Origin of the sequence: Clostridioides mangenotii TR (genome assembly GCF_000498755.1) — a bacterium.
Taxonomy (GTDB): domain Bacteria; phylum Bacillota; class Clostridia; order Peptostreptococcales; family Peptostreptococcaceae; genus Metaclostridioides; species Metaclostridioides mangenotii_A.
Window position 1 is genome coordinate 161,139 of sequence record NZ_AXUS01000002.1, and the last position, 15,737, is coordinate 176,875.

The following is a 15,737-nucleotide window of genomic DNA, read 5'->3' on the forward strand; positions in this document are numbered from 1 at the left end:
AAAAAAGTATTAAATTAAAAAACGACTTCCTTTAGCTAAATTAATTTTACTATAGTAAGTCGTTTTTAATTTAATACTTTTTTCATAGTCTCCTATCGACTGTAAGGCTTTGTGTACACCTCTTAACTTTTTATTCTTCTCACATTTTCTCTCTACTTTTATTGCATAAAAAAAGAACTCCTATATAAGAGTTCTCTATAATCGAAAATTAAACATTATGTTTTAATTTGTATTTGTAATTCTTCATCTTTAATGAAAAAACAAGCAAAACAAAATAATAGAGAAATTATCCAAGCATTAGTGATAAACCAACTCATAATAATTCCTAGCATTACAAATATTCATGCTTTGTAAATATAACTTCCATGTGACATTATTCATGTACAATCAACTCAAAAATATCAGGTCTTGCATAATGTCCGGTTGGATCAAAATCCATACGACTAAGCGGTACTAAATCAAGATCTAGTTCTGCAAACAATATTTCCTCTTTTTCCCATATAGGTCCAGCAACATATTTTCCAAATGGATCGACTATGCAACTCCCCCCGGGACACATGTTTTCAGGACACTTGTCCAGTTCATCTTGGTAATTGAAGTTTTGAGGATACATACTTTTGTGACATATTGATTACATCCAATCACAAAACACCTACCCTCCAAAGCAATATGACGCATAGTATATTGCCATTCTTCGCGAGAATCAGCAGTTGGTGCTATATAAATTGAAACACCTTTTTGATACATTGCAACACGCGCTAATGGCATATAATTCTCCCAACAAGTTAAACCTCCAATCACTCCATAAGGAGAACTAATGGCTGTTAAAGTGCTTCCATCATCTTCTCCCCAAATAAGGCGCTCTGAACCCGTCGGCTTAATTTTGCGGTGCTTTCCTAACAATGATCCATCTGGACCAAAATAAAGTGTGGTACAATACAGAGTACAATTGATATTATCTCGTTCAGTAACTCCTATACATACATAAGCATTAGCTTCTTTGGCTGCTTGTCCAATCAAGTCGGTATCTTTACTCGGAACAATAACGGAGTATCATAATATTTCTTCCAGTCCTCTCGCCCTTCCATAGTTCTACCGCCAACAACATACCCATAAGAAAATCCCCTTGGATATGCAGGTACAAACGATTCTGGAAAAACAATAATATTAGCACCTTTACTTCCTGCTTCATTAATTTTTTCAATAACTTTAAAAATTGTCGCGGTCTTGTCAAATAGAATTGGCGATGCTTGCACCACAGCAACTCTGCATGATTTCAATAAATCTTCCAAAATAATCCTCCTCAATCAATTAAAATTATAATATTAAAAATTTTCTTTTTACTATTACCTCATGCATGATGGTAAATTTTCCCTATGTAAATATATGCACTAATTAGATTATACTTATAACTTAATTAGAATACAACAAAAAAACGCTATTTTGAGGGTATCGCTATCCCAAATGTAAAGAAAGTGCACTTTTAAATTAAATCCTTCTATAAATTTGAAACTTTTAAATTAAATTTCACGTCTAATAAATATAAGTAATTTCTTCTGACTAGGAAAAAAATATTTTAAATTAAATTTTATTAGAAGGTAGTTGTGATAAAAATGAAATTAACCGTGCTCTCATTTGTCGTATTAATTTTACTTAATATAATTGTTTTTTTATATATTTATAAATTATTAAGTAAATAGTTCTTTCTTAAGGTGATATATACAATGAAAAGTTATAACAAGCTAAAAATTAATCTAAGTCTTTAATGATACTAATTATTATCTAGGGTGGAAAACCTATCTGTCGTGGAATATTTTTTAATAATACTATTATCTTATGTTTGTTTTAATACTGAAAGCAGGTGATAATCTACAATATAGAAAAGAATCCTATTTCTAGGGTTCTTAAGTTTAATTTATTTTAATATTGATTTTTATAAAAATCTAATTTAAATTTTCTATTCTTTTTTTCATAATATATAACAGTTACAATATCTAAGACAAATGTAATAGTTATTAAAAATCCAAATACAATACGAGCATGTCCATTATTAAACCTAGGTCTATCTTTGCTGACACACTCTCCTGGTATTGTAAATACTACTTTCAATAGTTTCCCCCTCATAATAATATTGTATAGAAGGTACATTTGAGTACCTTCTATATCAATAATCTAACTTTGTTTTTTATTTCGAATTTCATTCTCTAATTTCATATTTTCTATATTAAGTTGCTCAAATTTTTTTCTTTGTTCTGAGTAAATTTCTTGCTCTAACTTTCGTCCATAGTTATATATTATAATTAGACTAACGGTAGCTATTGCGATATAGGTTAACAAGGTTATTATATTAAGCATTAATCCATCCTCCAATTCCCATCCTCTTGTATAGTATAGAATTTTCAGAACCTTTACTTATATGTTTATGCAATATGTATTAGTGTGTGTCTATAACTTTTATCTTCTAGTACATATTTCTAACTATATAATAAAGAGTTAGTATTTTTATAAACTAACTCTTCTTTACTGTCTATATATTTAATAGTTCCTTTTTCTTAGTGTTAAATTCGTCCTCTGTCATTGCTCCTATGTCTAGCAATTCTTTTAATGTTTCTACCTCATGTTACATTAATAGTAAGCTCGTTTAATTTTTTATATTAATAAATATAGACACGAATGAAAAACCAATAGACAACACAATAATACGGATAATATTCATATTTCCTCGTGTAATTAAATTAAGCACTATACCTATGACTATTGTACAAGAAAAATATTTAAAAAATTTAATAAAGCCGAAATAAAGATAAGCATCAAACCTACTTTTAATTTTACGTTTATATTCATACCTAAAAAATCAAATAAACAAAATAATATTAATATCAATATTTAAAATAATATTAATGAAGTTTTAATTATTTTTTTATACCCATATATATACCTCTTATCTAACAAATTATTTAGTTCAATTTTTAAAGTAACATGATTTATGTTTTTAGTATATAGTTTTGATAAATTATTCTCACATAACTGGGAAATTTATAAAGATACTCTAAGCAAAAAATAGAGTGGCAATTACACCACTCTTATTTACTCACTACACTCATTCGGTAACTTATCTTCTCTAATACCCTTTAAAACTGTATGCCTTAAACTTCCCTTATCATTCAGCATATACTCAACTGTATATACTAGAGTCAGCTTGTTTTTATCTTTTTTTACTTCCTTAAATATTAAGCTATTAATGGTCTTCTAGCACCTCTATAAGTTTTTTGGTAATAAGATGATGATAAATTGGATTTTTTAACTCCATCCCTGGCATTTGATGCATGAATAAACTCATCATTGCTACATAAATACCAACATGGCTAACTCTACCTTTACCCATAGTATCAAAGAATACTAAGTCGCCAGGTTTTAAATTTTCTTTATCGATAACTTGTCCAGTTTTACTTTGTTCATAAGATACCCTAGGTATTTCTTTTCCTAGAGCATTTTTATAAATGTATCTAGTTAATCCAGAGCAATCAAATGAATCTGGACCGTTAGCACCCCATACATATTTTTTTCCTATTTGTGCTTCTAACAGCTTCATAGCATCATTCATTTTAGTAGATGTTGTAGATTCTGATGTTGTAGATGCAGTGCTCGAAATATTTGTATAATTGGTAATATCATCGTTACTTGTATTGTTACTTAAGTCATTATTTTGAGCTACATCTAATTTTACATTATTTAAATATCCAGTAAATGTAGTCAGCATAAGTAATTTACCTAAATCACCAGTACTGCTACAAGAACATCCACCATTACTTTCAACAAGAGTATTTAATGTGTCATTAAGTATGTTATTAAATGAGTATGACTTAGAATACATTGGACTTCTATTATTTTCATAAACTCTGCTTATATTATTTAAAAGAGTGGTTGCTACTATTTGATTTACATCGCTCATATATACAGCTCCATTTCTGATTTTTTTATGATTTTAAGTCGGTTTATATATTAATTAATAAAATTATACAAATTGAACTTTTTTTATTGAAAGTTTTCTGAATTTTTAGGTTGTATAATAATTTTAATTATTTATAAATCTTATTATTCAATGCTAACTACATTATAAAAGTTCCTTTATCTTTTAATATATTATAAATTTGTTATTTAATTCCATTATATTATCTTTTGTAAGGTTATGCAATTTTTTAACATGATATTTAAATTATAACAACTAAGTCAAAATTATATTGTTCCTATATTGCTGTGTTTGGATATATCAATGAAAAAATTACTAAGTAAAGCAAGACAAGCTATAAAGGACTTTGATTTAATACAAGAAGACGATAAAATTGCGATTTGATTAGCATTATCGTATGCCTGTGGTTTAGTTTAGTATCATTATTACTTTTTTCGCTCTCTATTGCTTTATTTTCTGCTATTAATTTAGCAACTTCTCCATAACCCGATTTTGTAGCTATATCATAGTCATTGGCAGAACAAACAGTCGATATTTTCAAAAGGACTACCAATGAAAAATAAATTGCCAACGAGAAAAATCTTACGTTGGCAATTTATATATTTTCACATAATTAAAACTTTGAAATCAAGCTATACTCTCACAAGTTTACTTACAGTTTCCACATGAGTCGTGTGTATTTACATTATGACCTAGTATTTTTTATTATTAGCTAACACCTTTTATTATATTATTAATATCTATTTACTCCAGTTAATCAACTTTTTTTAATATTTTTCATAGTGTATTATATTTCATTATATATTACTACTATGGCACACAAATTGGCACACATTTAGATTTATGTGTACCAATACTTTATATATTTAATAACTCTTTCTTCTTAGTGTTAAATTCATCTTCAGTTATTGCTCCTATATCTAATAATTCTTTTAAATGTGCTAGCTCTTTTTCATCTTCTCTATTAGCTGTATATCCTAAAAATATAATTAGAATGCCACCTAAAATTCCAAAAGCCAATGTTAAGTCCATAATGATTTAATCTCCTTACACTTCATTTATATATATTATAGCAAATATAGGAAAATATTTACAATAACGTTATCTAGATGCTGTAGGGTGTATTACATGATCCTCTTTAGGGTTTATATGCGATAACTCGGTATCAACCAGTGATATTCCTCTTTGAACTGCATAATGTCCGAATCTATAACGAAGCTTATCTATAGTATTATCAATCTTTTCGTGTTTCTCTATTTCTTTAAAATTATCACCAAAACTCAATTGTACATAGTTAGATCTATTTTTTGAACACGAGAAAAGAGCCAATTTACATGGCTCTTTCTTTCACTCATCTAACTAAAACATAACTTAAATATATAAGCAAATCATTATATTATAATTTTATTGAAGCAGTTATATATCTACATTTTGCAGATGAATTTAATATGTATTAATCTGCTCTACCATTTCTTTATATTAAATTAAGAAAAAAACACTATTTAATAGCATCTTCATAAACGTTTTTAGTATTCTCCTCCATTTGCTGTAATCTAGCCTTAATACTATATAGTTCGGATTTAGCTTTTTCCGATTCGGATTTGTACTGATCCCTTTCGGCATTTGCTCTGCTTACTTCATTAGCCTTTTCATTAACCTCCTTTACCTTCTCATTTATCTCATTAATTTTCTGTTGTATCTCATTTTGTTTATCAAGCAATTGTTGCTTTAAACTTTTAATCTCTTGTTCTGATGACTGATTTCCCTGTTTCAATGAGCTCAATTCATTTTCTAACTGTTGTTTTTGAGATTCTAGTGTTGTCTTTTCTGATATCAATTGATCTTTGCTTTTTTGTAACTCTTTAGAATTGTTTTCTAATGTAATATTATCAGCTTTACTTCGCTTTAAACGACCAGCCAGATCATTTACTCTGTTTTCAGTATTTGTTATAATCGAATTCCAATCTACTGAAGATTGAAAAGCCAAAACTGTTCCTCCAGAGAAGACAAAAGCGGATACTAATAGGCTTATACCTAATTTACCAAATTTTTTCATATTCATACTCCTTACACCAATAGAAATTTAATTTACAACTTTTTTATATTAGTATACTGATTAGTTATTGTATATACATTTGATACAATAGTAGTGATCACCTACCCTTCTATATATACACAGTTATTTGATTCTTAATCACGAAACAGTTATTATTTATTATTTCTATAGAGCTATTTCTTATAAACTTGATTAAATCCTATGTAAACTATTGATCAGATTCCCTATTTTTAAAAATGGTGACGCACTTGATGTTACATTAAATTTATTGATCTCATAGATTTTGTTATATTTTATTATTCAACATGCAATTCTAATAAACCTTCTTTCATATTTAGGCATAAAAAATAAAGGTAGGTACAAATTGCACCTACCTTACACCTACATTAATTTTCTATTTTCCAACCACTCAACTACTCTTCTATATGTCTTTAAAGTCATTACCTACAAACTTAGTTACACTTTTTTCTTAGTGTCGAATTCGTCCTCTGTTATTGCTTATTATATAAAATTTAGCATGATACTATTAATTTTACTTCATGAGATTAATTAATATTGACTACCGGGTTTGTTTTCAATATAATATAAAATAGACCATATGGTCTATTTTATATTATATTGGAGGATTTTTATGAAACAAAAAGAAAAAAGTAAAATCAGTAAAGAAAAAATACTAAATTCAGCGCTAGTAGAATTTGGAACTAAAAGCTATGAAAGCGCATCGCTAAATAATATATGTAATGAAAATGGAATTTCTAAAGGATTGATCTATCACTACTTTAAAGATAAAGAAGCCTTATATCTAACATGTGTAAAATCTTGTTTTGATAAACTTACAGAATATCTAAAAGACGAAGAAGATAGTAATATTATTCCTAGCAAAAGCACAAATAGTATAAAAAATTATCTAGATCGAAGAGAGCATTTTTTCTACATTAATCCTTTATATGGTAATATATTTTTTCAATCAATTATACAGCCACCTAGACATTTAAAAGAACAAATCAAAGAACTTAGAAAAGAGTTTGATGTTATAAATATTAAACACTATAAAAGAATACTTGATGACATTACGTTAAGAGATGAATTTACAGAAAGTGAGGCATTGAAATTTTTCGTAATATTTCAGGAAATGTACAATGGCTATTTTCAAAATAAAGCATTTGGAAACTCAGATTTTAATACTTTAGTTGAGATACATGAATTAAAATTATCTAAACTACTTGATATTTTGCTTTATGGAATTGCAAAGGAGGAAAAGTAAATTTGATTTTATTATTAATACGTCTTATTATCTCAGTTATATTAACAATATTTGTCGGAAAGATTGTTTCTAAAACCAAATTACCATCAATTTTGGGTTGGCTTTTAGCAGGAATGCTTTTAGGACCTCATGCTTTAGGTCTTATCAATAATGAACTTTTAAATTCTGATTGGTATATAACCATTATTAATATATTAGAATGTACAGTCGGTTTATTAATTGGTACAGAACTTGTCTGGAGTAGAATTAAAAAAACAGGGAAACAAATCATTATTACAACATTGACTCATTCACTTGGTACTTATTTTGTTGTTAGTATAATATTTTGCATTGCATTTTATTTTACAGGTGTACCACTTTATCTTTCAGTTATTTTTGGTGGTATTGCACTTGCAACAGCACCTGCACCTGCTCTTTCAATTGTACGTGAATTCAAGACAGATGGTCCTGTTACAAAAACGTTAATCCCTATGGCAGCACTTGATGATATGGTAGCTGTTATTGTTTTCTTCACAACTATTTCCGTTGTATCTAATCATATATCAGAACAAAAACTTCCTTTATATATGATACTAGTAGTAATCTTATTACCTATAGTAATTGGAGTAATACTTGGATTATTTGTAGGCTTATTTTTTAAAAAAGAATATCCTTCTTATGTTACAAATTTGATTTTGATAAGTACATTATTAATTGCTTCAAGTGTTGGTTTCATTTTCAACTATTTTGTTTTACCAAAACCAGTTCTTAATTTTATGCTAATTGGAATGGCCTTTTCTGCTACATTCGCTAATTTAATTTCTGAAGAAAATTTAAATAAGATTATGCTCTCTTTTAATCCTATACTTGGTATTTCAATGCTAATAGTTATCTTAAATCTTGGTACGCCACTTGATTATAATTTAGTTTTTGGAGCAGGTTTATACACTGTTATATATATACTAGCAAGATCATTAGGAAAATACAGTGGTGCTTACTATGGAGCGAAGATTACCAATTCACCTAATACCGTTAAGAAGTACTTAGGGCTTGTATTATTACCTCATTCAGGTGTGTCACTAGTTTTTACCGGTATTGCCGTATCCGTATTATCTACTCCAGCTCCTGAGAGTGCAAAAATTATTCAAGGAACAATAGCTGCAGCTGCAGTTATCAATGAGATTTTGGCTGTTATAATTTCTAAAAAGGCTTTTGAATGGGCAGGTGAGTTTAATAAATATGACGAATTACAAAATGGATAAAGTACTATACAGAAAAATAAGAAAAAGTGACTTTAAAGAAGTTGAGTCAATTATAAATAAAAGTTTTGACCTATATAAATATGTAGATAATCCTATAGTATTAAAGTATTTTCTAAAAACTTATCTATATAGTTGCCTAGTTGAGCAAACGTTTAATTGTATAGCAGAAAAAGATGGCAAAGTTGTTGGGGTTATATTAGGTCAATCGAAAAAAGAATATCAATATATAAAACATTTACCTTATTTACTCTTCCTGGGATTCTATTCTTCTTTAATGATAACTACAGCTAAACTATTTAAATGCGATATAAATGAATATAAGATTTTGAGTAAAACATATAAAGAACTTCTTTTAGACAGTGAAAAAGATTTTGACGGCGTTCTTACTCTTTTCGCTGTTACACAAGAATGTCAAGGTTATGGTGTTGGTAATGAATTGTTGAATTATCTTTTTCAATATCTTAAGCATAAATCTACTAATAATATTTATCTATTCACAGATACAACATGTAATTATGGTTTCTATGATAGTCATGGTTTTATTCGACAAGGAGACAAAATCATAACAATTACTAGAGAAAATAAATTGTTTACATTAAATATTTTCTTATATGGAATTAATATAATTTAATGTAATTAAAAAAGTTAGCTAAATAAATATAAGGGGGAGTGATAATCACTAACCCCTTATATTTATTCTTACCTCGATCGTTCGGCATGTACTCTACGGTAGCAACAGCTTATTTCTAACGCATCTCTGTAAAATAACAGAATCCAATCCAAATCACTATGAGAATTATTAAAATAGAGAAAATGTTAAAAAAACATACTAAAGCACATAATGCCCAAGTTATTATCTTTGGAAAGATGCTGCCATGATAAGTCTCTTTCTTTTTCTTGAAAAAATCAACTTATTTCTCATTAAGTATTCGGCACTAAGTTTTAAAGCACCTTGCCCTTTTTTGTATAGTTAGCTTTATCATGAGCAATCACATTCCTTGTGTCAACAATGTACTTACCTAATTCATCAAGAGCATCCAACTTTGCTTCTTCCTTACTATTAAGGTCTATTTTACTTTTTCTTTATAAAATCCGGAGCATCTAATTTAATGCCTGTAGTAATATTTTTAACCCAATACCAGCTATATTTATAATTTTTTATATTACTATTAATTAATTTGACTGAATATATTATAGCTTTTAAATTCATCTGCTGTTTTGTATTGCGAACTAAATTCAAGTAAATAAATACTATAATATAGATGATGATATTAGGGGGAGGATAGTATGAGTAATGAGTATTCACAAATGAAACCGCTAGAGAGTAAAAATTGCTTTTTAAGACCTGTGAGACTATCTGACGCAAAAGATTTGTATGAATGTTATAGTAAAGACATTGTAGTAAAGTATTTACCAATAAAAAAACATTCCAATTTAAAAGATACTGAAAGGTTTATAAAAAAGTTTTTTATAAATAATTATAACCAAGGAAGAGTAGGGCACTACGCAATAGTTTCTAAAAGAGATAATAAAGTCATTGGAAATCAGGGATTTAACAATATAAATCCTGGCGATGAGGAAGCTGAAATAGGCATCTGCATAAATCCAAATTATTGGGGAGATGACTATGCTACAGAAATTACTGAGGCTATGATAAACTATGGATTTACACATCTAAATTTAAGACGAATCATAGCTGAAACATATAAAGAAAACTCTAATTCAACTAAATCGCTCAAGAATTTAGGATTTATATATCTAGAAACAGTTACAAAAAAATTTTCTAATACAAATAAAAAGACAAATAAAAATGAACTATTTAAATCTATTCTTTTAAATACAAAAGATACTGTTTGCTACAGATACATTCTTTATAAGTAGAATTCTACTAGATACAATAAGTATTTGTTTTAGTGTTTTTAATCAATAATTTTTAAATAAGAAATAGGTCTTAATAGAAGTAGAGTAAACCTCATATCTTCATATTAAGACCAATTGAAATTTAGTAAATAATTTATGATTATTATGACCCCAGAACTTTAAATCCTTTACCGTAGACTTCTTTTACATCCGAAACAATGAAAAACGCCTCTGGATCAACGTCCATAACAAGTCTATTTAAAAATAGCTCTTGTTTTTTGTTACTACTACTAGTAGTATCTCTTTGCTTGTTTTTGTATAGCCGCCTTTACCATCTAAAATAGTTAGTCCTCTATTTAATTCACCAGTTATTGCCGTTCTAACTTTTTCTGGCTGGTCTGAAATTATATAAAATGCTCTCGATGAGTTAAATCCTTCTACTATTATATCTGCAATCTTCACTATTACGAGAAGATCTATACCTGAATATAGAGCTGTCTCTATACTATTATTTACGATTCCTGATGCTATAACAATAGTTCCGTCAAGACCGCTAAGTAAATTTATTACCTTAAAATTAGGGAATTTTTTGATTAGTATAAGTGCTATAAGGTCTGTTCCACCTGTTGATGCATCTGATCTAAACATAATTCCAAGACCTATACCGACTAATAAAGTAAATTACGAACTAATGATAAAATTTGATTTTCATAGTTTAAGACATACACATGCTACAATGTTATTAGAGTCTGGTGCCAACATAAAAGATATACAAAAAAGATTAGGGCATTCTAAATTATCAACAACTATGGATACTTATTCACATGTTACAGATAAAATGGAAAGTGTAACAGTTAATATTTTAGAGTCTATAATAAAATAATGTGTGCCATGTTGTATTTCGGGCATACAACATGGCACACATTACACATTTTTCATCATTGTAAAACAGTTGTAACCATGCTATACTCTCACAAGTTTACTTACAGTTTCCACATGAGGCGTATTAGGGAACATGTCCATACATTTAACAACCTTAACCTCATACCCGTACTCCATAAACAACTCTAAATCAAGAACCATAGTCTTAGGGTTACAAGAAATATATACAATCTCATCAGCACCAAAACCGCAAATATCTCTTACCGCATCCTTATGGATACCCGGTCTAGGAGGATCGACAATAATAAGATCTGGCTTCTCCTTAAGATCTTTAACTGTTTTAGCAACATCACCTACTATAAACTCACAGTTAGTAAGTCCATTTAATCTAGCATTTTCATTGGCGGCAAACACTGCCTCTTCAACTATCTCTATTCCGTACACTTTTTTAGCTGAATCAGCCATTAACTGACCTATTGAACCAGTTCCACTGTATAAGTCAAATAAAACTTTGTCATTGTGATCTCCTATAAAATCTTTCGCAATACTGTAAAGCTTCTCTGCTCCTTTGGTATTAGTTTGGAAGAACGAAAATGGAGATATCTTAAACTTTAGACCAAGTATCTCTTCATAAATATAGTCTCTACCGTCAAGAATTCTAAGCTCATCACATTGAACAGCATCAGCAAGCCCGTCGTTAATAGTGTGAAGTACACTTACTAAGTCACCTTTCAAATTAAGAGCTTTTAACATATCTTTATAGTCACTCATTTCATAATCCATTTGAGAAGAAGTAACTATATTGACCATTATCTCGTCAGTATTCAAACCTTTTCTAACTACTAAATGTCTAAGGTAACCGCTGTGATCAAATATCCTGTATTGAGGTATGCCCTTTTCACCAAAATACTCTACAGTTGATGTAAGTATAGATTCAAAATCACTGTCAACGAGTAAACATCCGTCAGCAGTAAGAATATCTATATGTCTTCCTTTTTTATGTAGACCAAGAGTTAGAGGTCCATCTTTCATCTCATTTCCGAAAGTGTACTCCATTTTGTTTCTGTAGTAGTGGTTATCTGGACTTCCCTCTATTCCTAAAAATTGAAATCCAAATATATCTTGCTTTAAGAATAGCTCCATTACCTGCTTTTCCTTGATCTCAAGTTGTTTTTCATAAGGAACAGAAAGCATCGTACATCCACCACATTCGTTGAAATGCCCACAAGTTTCTTCGGTTTCTATAGGAGATTTCTCTATAATTTCAAGAAGTTTAACTTCTGCTTTTCCTCTTCTAACTTTTTTAACTGCAGCTTTTACTTTCTGACCAGAAATTCCGCCCTTCATGTTTATATCTCTATCTTCTAGTTTTGTAGATGAAGTACCACCAAATACCATCTTATCAATTTCAAATTCAATTATGTCTTTTCTTTTCACAATTTTTCCTCCAGTTTTTTCTTATGTTAATCGATTCTATGCAATTTATATAATCATATATTTCCTATTTTTTAATAAAAACTATTTTATGATTTATTTTTCACTTCACTTTATTTTAATTTATGTTTACTTAATCTCTTTCTTCAATCAAGAGAACTTCTTCATCTGTAAGTTCACGGTACTCACCGAGTTCTAAACTTTCATCAAGCTTTAGATTTCCCATAGACAATCTTTTTAGATATACCACTTCTTTGCCTACACTTTCAAACATCCTCTTAATTTGGTGGAATTTTCCTTCATGAATTGTAAGCTCTATTTCCGACTCATCATCACTTTTGATTATCTCAAGTTCAGATGGCATTGTTTTATACCCATCATCGAGCACTACCCCTTCTTTGAATGCTTTAATGTCATCTTCTCCAACTACTCCACTTACTCTTGCATAGTATCTTTTAGGAACATGCTTCTTTGGAGATAAAACTCGATGTGATAGTTTACCATCATTTGTTAAAATTAAAAGCCCTTCTGTGTCTTTATCTAACCTTCCTACTGGAAATGGTTCAAATACAAGATAAGATGGATCTATAAGATCTATAACTACTGGATCGTATTTATCTGTAGTTGCCGATATATAACCATCTGGCTTGTTCATCATTAAATACACAAACTCTCTATATACAACTTTTTTTCCTTCAAAATGTATTTCATCGCTCTCATGATCGACCTGTTGACCTGGATTTGATATTGTAGCTCCATTTACTACAACCAAACCGTTTTTACAGTATTTTTTTATCTCAGTTCTACTTCCATATCCGATATTTGAAAGTATCTTATCTATCCTCTGTTTTTTTGCCATAAAACACACTCCATCTATAATATATATACATCAATCATACTCATCTATTCACTATTACCATTATACTTGTAAACCAACCTTATTACAATTTTACTATATACTTTTTCCATATAGGGGTTATAATATATATAGATGAACAAAATTAATAATATCTATTAGGAGGAATATATATGGCTTTAATAACTACAAAAGAAATGTTTAAAAATGCTTATGAATCTGGATATTCTATTGGGGCTTTCAATATAAGTAATTTAGAACAACTTCAAGGTGTTTTAAAGGCTGCTAAAGCTAAAAATTCTTATGTTATGATACAGGCTTCAATGTCAGCTGTAAAATATGCTGGTCCAAAAACTTTAGTTGATATGGTTACTACTGCATCAAATGAAATAGGTGTAGATGTTGCTCTTCACTTAGATCACGGTCCAGATTTAGACGCAGTTAAAACTTGTATCGAAGTTGGCTTTACATCAGTAATGATAGATGGTTCTCATTTAGATTTTGAAGAAAATGTTAAAGTTACTAAGGAAGTTGTTGATTACGCTCATGCTAAAGGTGTTGTGGTTGAGGCAGAATTAGGAGTTTTAGCTGGAACTGAAGATGATATTACATCTGATGTTCACAAATACACAAAACCAGATGAGGCAGTAGAATTTGTTGAAAGAACTGGTGTTGATTCACTTGCTATAGCAATAGGGACTTCTCACGGAGCTTTCAAATTTAAAGGTGAAGCAAAATTAAGATTTGATATATTAGAAGAAATTCAAAATAGAATACCTGGGTTCCCAATAGTTCTTCACGGGGCATCTGCTGTTGATCAAGAAGCAGTAGCAACTTGCAATGAATTCGGCGGAGATATTTCTGGGGCTAAAGGTGTTCCAGTTGATATGCTTAGAAAAGCTTCTTCTATGGCAGTATGTAAAGTAAATATGGATACTGACTTGAGATTGGCTATGACTGCTGCTGTAAGAAAATACTTGGCTGAAAACCCAAGTGTATTTGATCCAAGAAAATACATAGGTGCTGGCAGAGATGCTATACAAACAGTTGTTGAAAATAAAATAGATACTGTATTAGGTTCTGCTAATTCGGTTAAATAATTTCATAAAGTAGTAAAAAGAGTAGGAAGTTATAAATTTTAATTTGGCTCCATTCAGCAACACTTCAGCTGAAATTGTCGTCTTCATTGATACTTATAAGGCCTACTCTTTTTTACTCTTCCGATGGACTGCATTGATATGTACAAGATCATCAACCTATAAGGGAGATTGTTTATAATTGCTGCATGCTCTTTAATGGCGATTTTACATTTTTTAGTATAAAAACACTCGATATTATTACGAATATTCCGATAATTTTTCTTTGCGACGTAGATTCTCATAAAAATATAACTGATATTATTAATAAAAATAATGAGTTCAAACTATTTACCGGTGTTACTAGCGATGTTTCTCCTGTTGCTAGTGAGGTTACATAAGCAATATGAGACTAACATATACCCCACCCCACTATATATTAAGAAGATCATAAAATAAAAAAACGGGTTTTTCAACCCGTAGTATAGCTTCCTAAGAATAAAACTTTGATGCCCCGGCTAATTGTCTCTTCGATACTATTTTTGCCAGATTTGCTAATGAAGATATTTTTATATCCTTAAACGATACTAGAAAAACAAATTTAAAGTCTGTAAACTCCTGATTTATATTGTATATATCAAAATAACATCTTATATTATCTAATGCATAATTTTCTTGTAAATCTGCCTCAATCTCGTCTGAAATATCTTTCAGATAGGCTCTTATATCCTCAAATAGTATATTGAAATAAGATTCATCTATTTCTTCACTCAATTCTTCCAGTAACTCCTCTATATCAATATCATCTATATCAAATTTATTCCCTGTCAATTGACAATCAAATACTAGTATTTGATCTTGATTTATAGTATTCGATATATCCTGAACATAATCAAAATCCGGGCGCAAACACAAAGTATCTTTAACCTCACCACTATTAATATGGATCTTTCCTTTATTACTCATAAGCGTTAAATTTATCATACTAGCACCTCCCCAATCTTCTTATCATTATTAATTTTATACCCTAAAAGCTTTATTTTTAAATCTAATTGCTCTTAAGTATATTCATCAATAACCAGCCAAGCTCCTTCTACT

General features: G+C 29.3%; 18 protein-coding genes and 3 pseudogenes. 6 read left to right on the forward strand and 15 right to left on the reverse strand.

Going from position 1 to position 15,737, the window contains the following annotated elements; all coding sequences use genetic code 11:
- Positions 1-490: 490 nt before the first annotated feature.
- From T473_RS20040 to T473_RS0101750, 11 genes and pseudogenes are all read right to left on the reverse strand, one after another.
- Positions 491-559 (reverse strand): annotated as a pseudogene (locus T473_RS20040) (hypothetical protein); the annotation flags it as partial.
- Positions 535-1,020: a nitrilase-related carbon-nitrogen hydrolase gene (locus T473_RS19515; protein ID WP_330369323.1), complete on the reverse strand. Its 486-nt coding sequence runs from the start codon at positions 1,018-1,020 to the stop codon at positions 535-537. The gene T473_RS19515 and the pseudogene T473_RS20040, both read right to left, overlap by 25 nt.
- Positions 1,017-1,292 (reverse strand): nitrilase-related carbon-nitrogen hydrolase, encoded by a 276-nt coding sequence (locus T473_RS19520; RefSeq protein WP_330369324.1) that lies wholly within the window; start codon positions 1,290-1,292, stop codon positions 1,017-1,019. Before T473_RS19520 ends, T473_RS19515 begins: the two co-directional genes overlap by 4 nt.
- A gap of 628 nt (positions 1,293-1,920) precedes the next feature.
- Positions 1,921-2,109, reverse strand: coding sequence for a hypothetical protein (locus T473_RS0101720; RefSeq protein ID WP_024620351.1), 189 nt, complete (start codon positions 2,107-2,109; stop codon positions 1,921-1,923).
- Positions 2,110-2,172: 63 nt separating this feature from the next.
- Positions 2,173-2,370, reverse strand: a complete 198-nt coding sequence (locus tag T473_RS0101725) for a hypothetical protein (RefSeq protein WP_152522255.1) — start codon at positions 2,368-2,370, stop codon at positions 2,173-2,175.
- 157 nt (positions 2,371-2,527) lie between these two features.
- Positions 2,528-2,605 (reverse strand): annotated as a pseudogene (locus tag T473_RS20045) (SHOCT domain-containing protein); the annotation flags it as partial.
- Positions 2,606-3,238: 633 nt separating this feature from the next.
- Complete coding sequence (locus tag T473_RS15930) at positions 3,239-3,952, reverse strand: C40 family peptidase (protein WP_051365840.1); 714 nt, start codon at positions 3,950-3,952, stop codon at positions 3,239-3,241.
- A 352-nt stretch (positions 3,953-4,304) separates the two neighbouring features.
- A complete protein-coding gene (locus tag T473_RS18830) occupies positions 4,305-4,511 on the reverse strand; it encodes a hypothetical protein (RefSeq protein WP_024620353.1) in 207 nt (68 codons plus the stop codon).
- Between the two features lie 317 nt (positions 4,512-4,828).
- Positions 4,829-5,002, reverse strand: coding sequence for an SHOCT domain-containing protein (locus T473_RS17965; RefSeq protein ID WP_077173543.1), 174 nt, complete (start codon positions 5,000-5,002; stop codon positions 4,829-4,831).
- A 69-nt stretch (positions 5,003-5,071) separates the two neighbouring features.
- Positions 5,072-5,299: a hypothetical protein gene (locus T473_RS0101745; protein ID WP_024620354.1), complete on the reverse strand. Its 228-nt coding sequence runs from the start codon at positions 5,297-5,299 to the stop codon at positions 5,072-5,074.
- A gap of 169 nt (positions 5,300-5,468) precedes the next feature.
- On the reverse strand, positions 5,469-6,026 hold the full coding sequence (locus tag T473_RS0101750; RefSeq protein ID WP_024620355.1) for a hypothetical protein: 558 nt from the start codon (positions 6,024-6,026) through the stop codon (positions 5,469-5,471).
- Positions 6,027-6,657: 631 nt separating this feature from the next.
- Between T473_RS0101750 and T473_RS0101755 the strand changes: the two genes are divergently transcribed.
- The 4 genes from T473_RS0101755 (at position 6,658) to T473_RS0101775 (ending at position 10,412) form a co-directional block, all read left to right on the forward strand.
- Positions 6,658-7,290: a TetR/AcrR family transcriptional regulator gene (locus tag T473_RS0101755; protein WP_024620356.1), complete on the forward strand. Its 633-nt coding sequence runs from the start codon at positions 6,658-6,660 to the stop codon at positions 7,288-7,290.
- 2 nt (positions 7,291-7,292) lie between these two features.
- On the forward strand, positions 7,293-8,531 hold the full coding sequence (locus tag T473_RS0101760; RefSeq protein ID WP_024620357.1) for a cation:proton antiporter: 1,239 nt from the start codon (positions 7,293-7,295) through the stop codon (positions 8,529-8,531).
- Positions 8,509-9,162, forward strand: a complete 654-nt coding sequence (locus tag T473_RS0101765) for a GNAT family N-acetyltransferase (RefSeq protein WP_024620358.1) — start codon at positions 8,509-8,511, stop codon at positions 9,160-9,162. The genes T473_RS0101760 and T473_RS0101765 overlap by 23 nt, the downstream gene beginning before the upstream one ends.
- A gap of 656 nt (positions 9,163-9,818) precedes the next feature.
- Positions 9,819-10,412, forward strand: coding sequence for a GNAT family N-acetyltransferase (locus tag T473_RS0101775; protein WP_024620359.1), 594 nt, complete (start codon positions 9,819-9,821; stop codon positions 10,410-10,412).
- Positions 10,413-10,554: 142 nt separating this feature from the next.
- On the opposite strand, the pseudogene T473_RS15935 reads toward T473_RS0101775, so the two are convergent.
- A pseudogene (locus T473_RS15935) lies at positions 10,555-11,039 on the reverse strand (YitT family protein).
- A 43-nt stretch (positions 11,040-11,082) separates the two neighbouring features.
- On the opposite strand from T473_RS15935, the gene T473_RS18235 reads away from it, so the two are divergent.
- Positions 11,083-11,274 (forward strand): tyrosine-type recombinase/integrase, encoded by a 192-nt coding sequence (locus T473_RS18235; protein ID WP_330369325.1) that lies wholly within the window; start codon positions 11,083-11,085, stop codon positions 11,272-11,274.
- A gap of 80 nt (positions 11,275-11,354) precedes the next feature.
- Here T473_RS18235 and rlmD read toward each other — a convergent pair whose 3' ends face one another.
- Together rlmD and T473_RS0101790 are read right to left on the reverse strand one after the other, a co-directional pair.
- Positions 11,355-12,710, reverse strand: coding sequence for a 23S rRNA (uracil(1939)-C(5))-methyltransferase RlmD (gene rlmD / locus T473_RS0101785; RefSeq protein ID WP_024620360.1), 1,356 nt, complete (start codon positions 12,708-12,710; stop codon positions 11,355-11,357).
- Between the two features lie 130 nt (positions 12,711-12,840).
- Positions 12,841-13,566, reverse strand: coding sequence for a pseudouridine synthase (locus T473_RS0101790; RefSeq protein WP_024620361.1), 726 nt, complete (start codon positions 13,564-13,566; stop codon positions 12,841-12,843).
- 170 nt (positions 13,567-13,736) lie between these two features.
- Between T473_RS0101790 and fba the strand changes: the two genes are divergently transcribed.
- Positions 13,737-14,663: a class II fructose-1,6-bisphosphate aldolase gene (fba, locus tag T473_RS0101795; RefSeq protein WP_024620362.1), complete on the forward strand. Its 927-nt coding sequence runs from the start codon at positions 13,737-13,739 to the stop codon at positions 14,661-14,663.
- 468 nt (positions 14,664-15,131) lie between these two features.
- Here fba and T473_RS0101805 read toward each other — a convergent pair whose 3' ends face one another.
- Complete coding sequence (locus tag T473_RS0101805) at positions 15,132-15,623, reverse strand: hypothetical protein (protein ID WP_024620364.1); 492 nt, start codon at positions 15,621-15,623, stop codon at positions 15,132-15,134.
- Positions 15,624-15,737 lie beyond the last annotated feature (114 nt).

Coding starts and splice junctions, on each gene's coding strand:
- T473_RS15930 (WP_051365840.1), bottom strand. CDS start 3,952: ATGAGCGATGTAAATCAAATAGTAGCAACCACTCTTTTAAATAATATA.
- T473_RS17965 (WP_077173543.1), bottom strand. CDS start 5,002: ATGGACTTAACATTGGCTTTTGGAATTTTAGGTGGCATTCTAATTATA.
- fba (WP_024620362.1), top strand. CDS start 13,737: ATGGCTTTAATAACTACAAAAGAAATGTTTAAAAATGCTTATGAATCT.
- T473_RS0101790 (WP_024620361.1), bottom strand. CDS start 13,566: ATGGCAAAAAAACAGAGGATAGATAAGATACTTTCAAATATCGGATAT.
- T473_RS0101805 (WP_024620364.1), bottom strand. CDS start 15,623: ATGATAAATTTAACGCTTATGAGTAATAAAGGAAAGATCCATATTAAT.
- T473_RS0101750 (WP_024620355.1), bottom strand. CDS start 6,026: ATGAAAAAATTTGGTAAATTAGGTATAAGCCTATTAGTATCCGCTTTT.
- T473_RS18235 (WP_330369325.1), top strand. CDS start 11,083: ATGATAAAATTTGATTTTCATAGTTTAAGACATACACATGCTACAATG.
- T473_RS0101775 (WP_024620359.1), top strand. CDS start 9,819: ATGAGTAATGAGTATTCACAAATGAAACCGCTAGAGAGTAAAAATTGC.
- T473_RS0101755 (WP_024620356.1), top strand. CDS start 6,658: ATGAAACAAAAAGAAAAAAGTAAAATCAGTAAAGAAAAAATACTAAAT.
- T473_RS0101765 (WP_024620358.1), top strand. CDS start 8,509: ATGACGAATTACAAAATGGATAAAGTACTATACAGAAAAATAAGAAAA.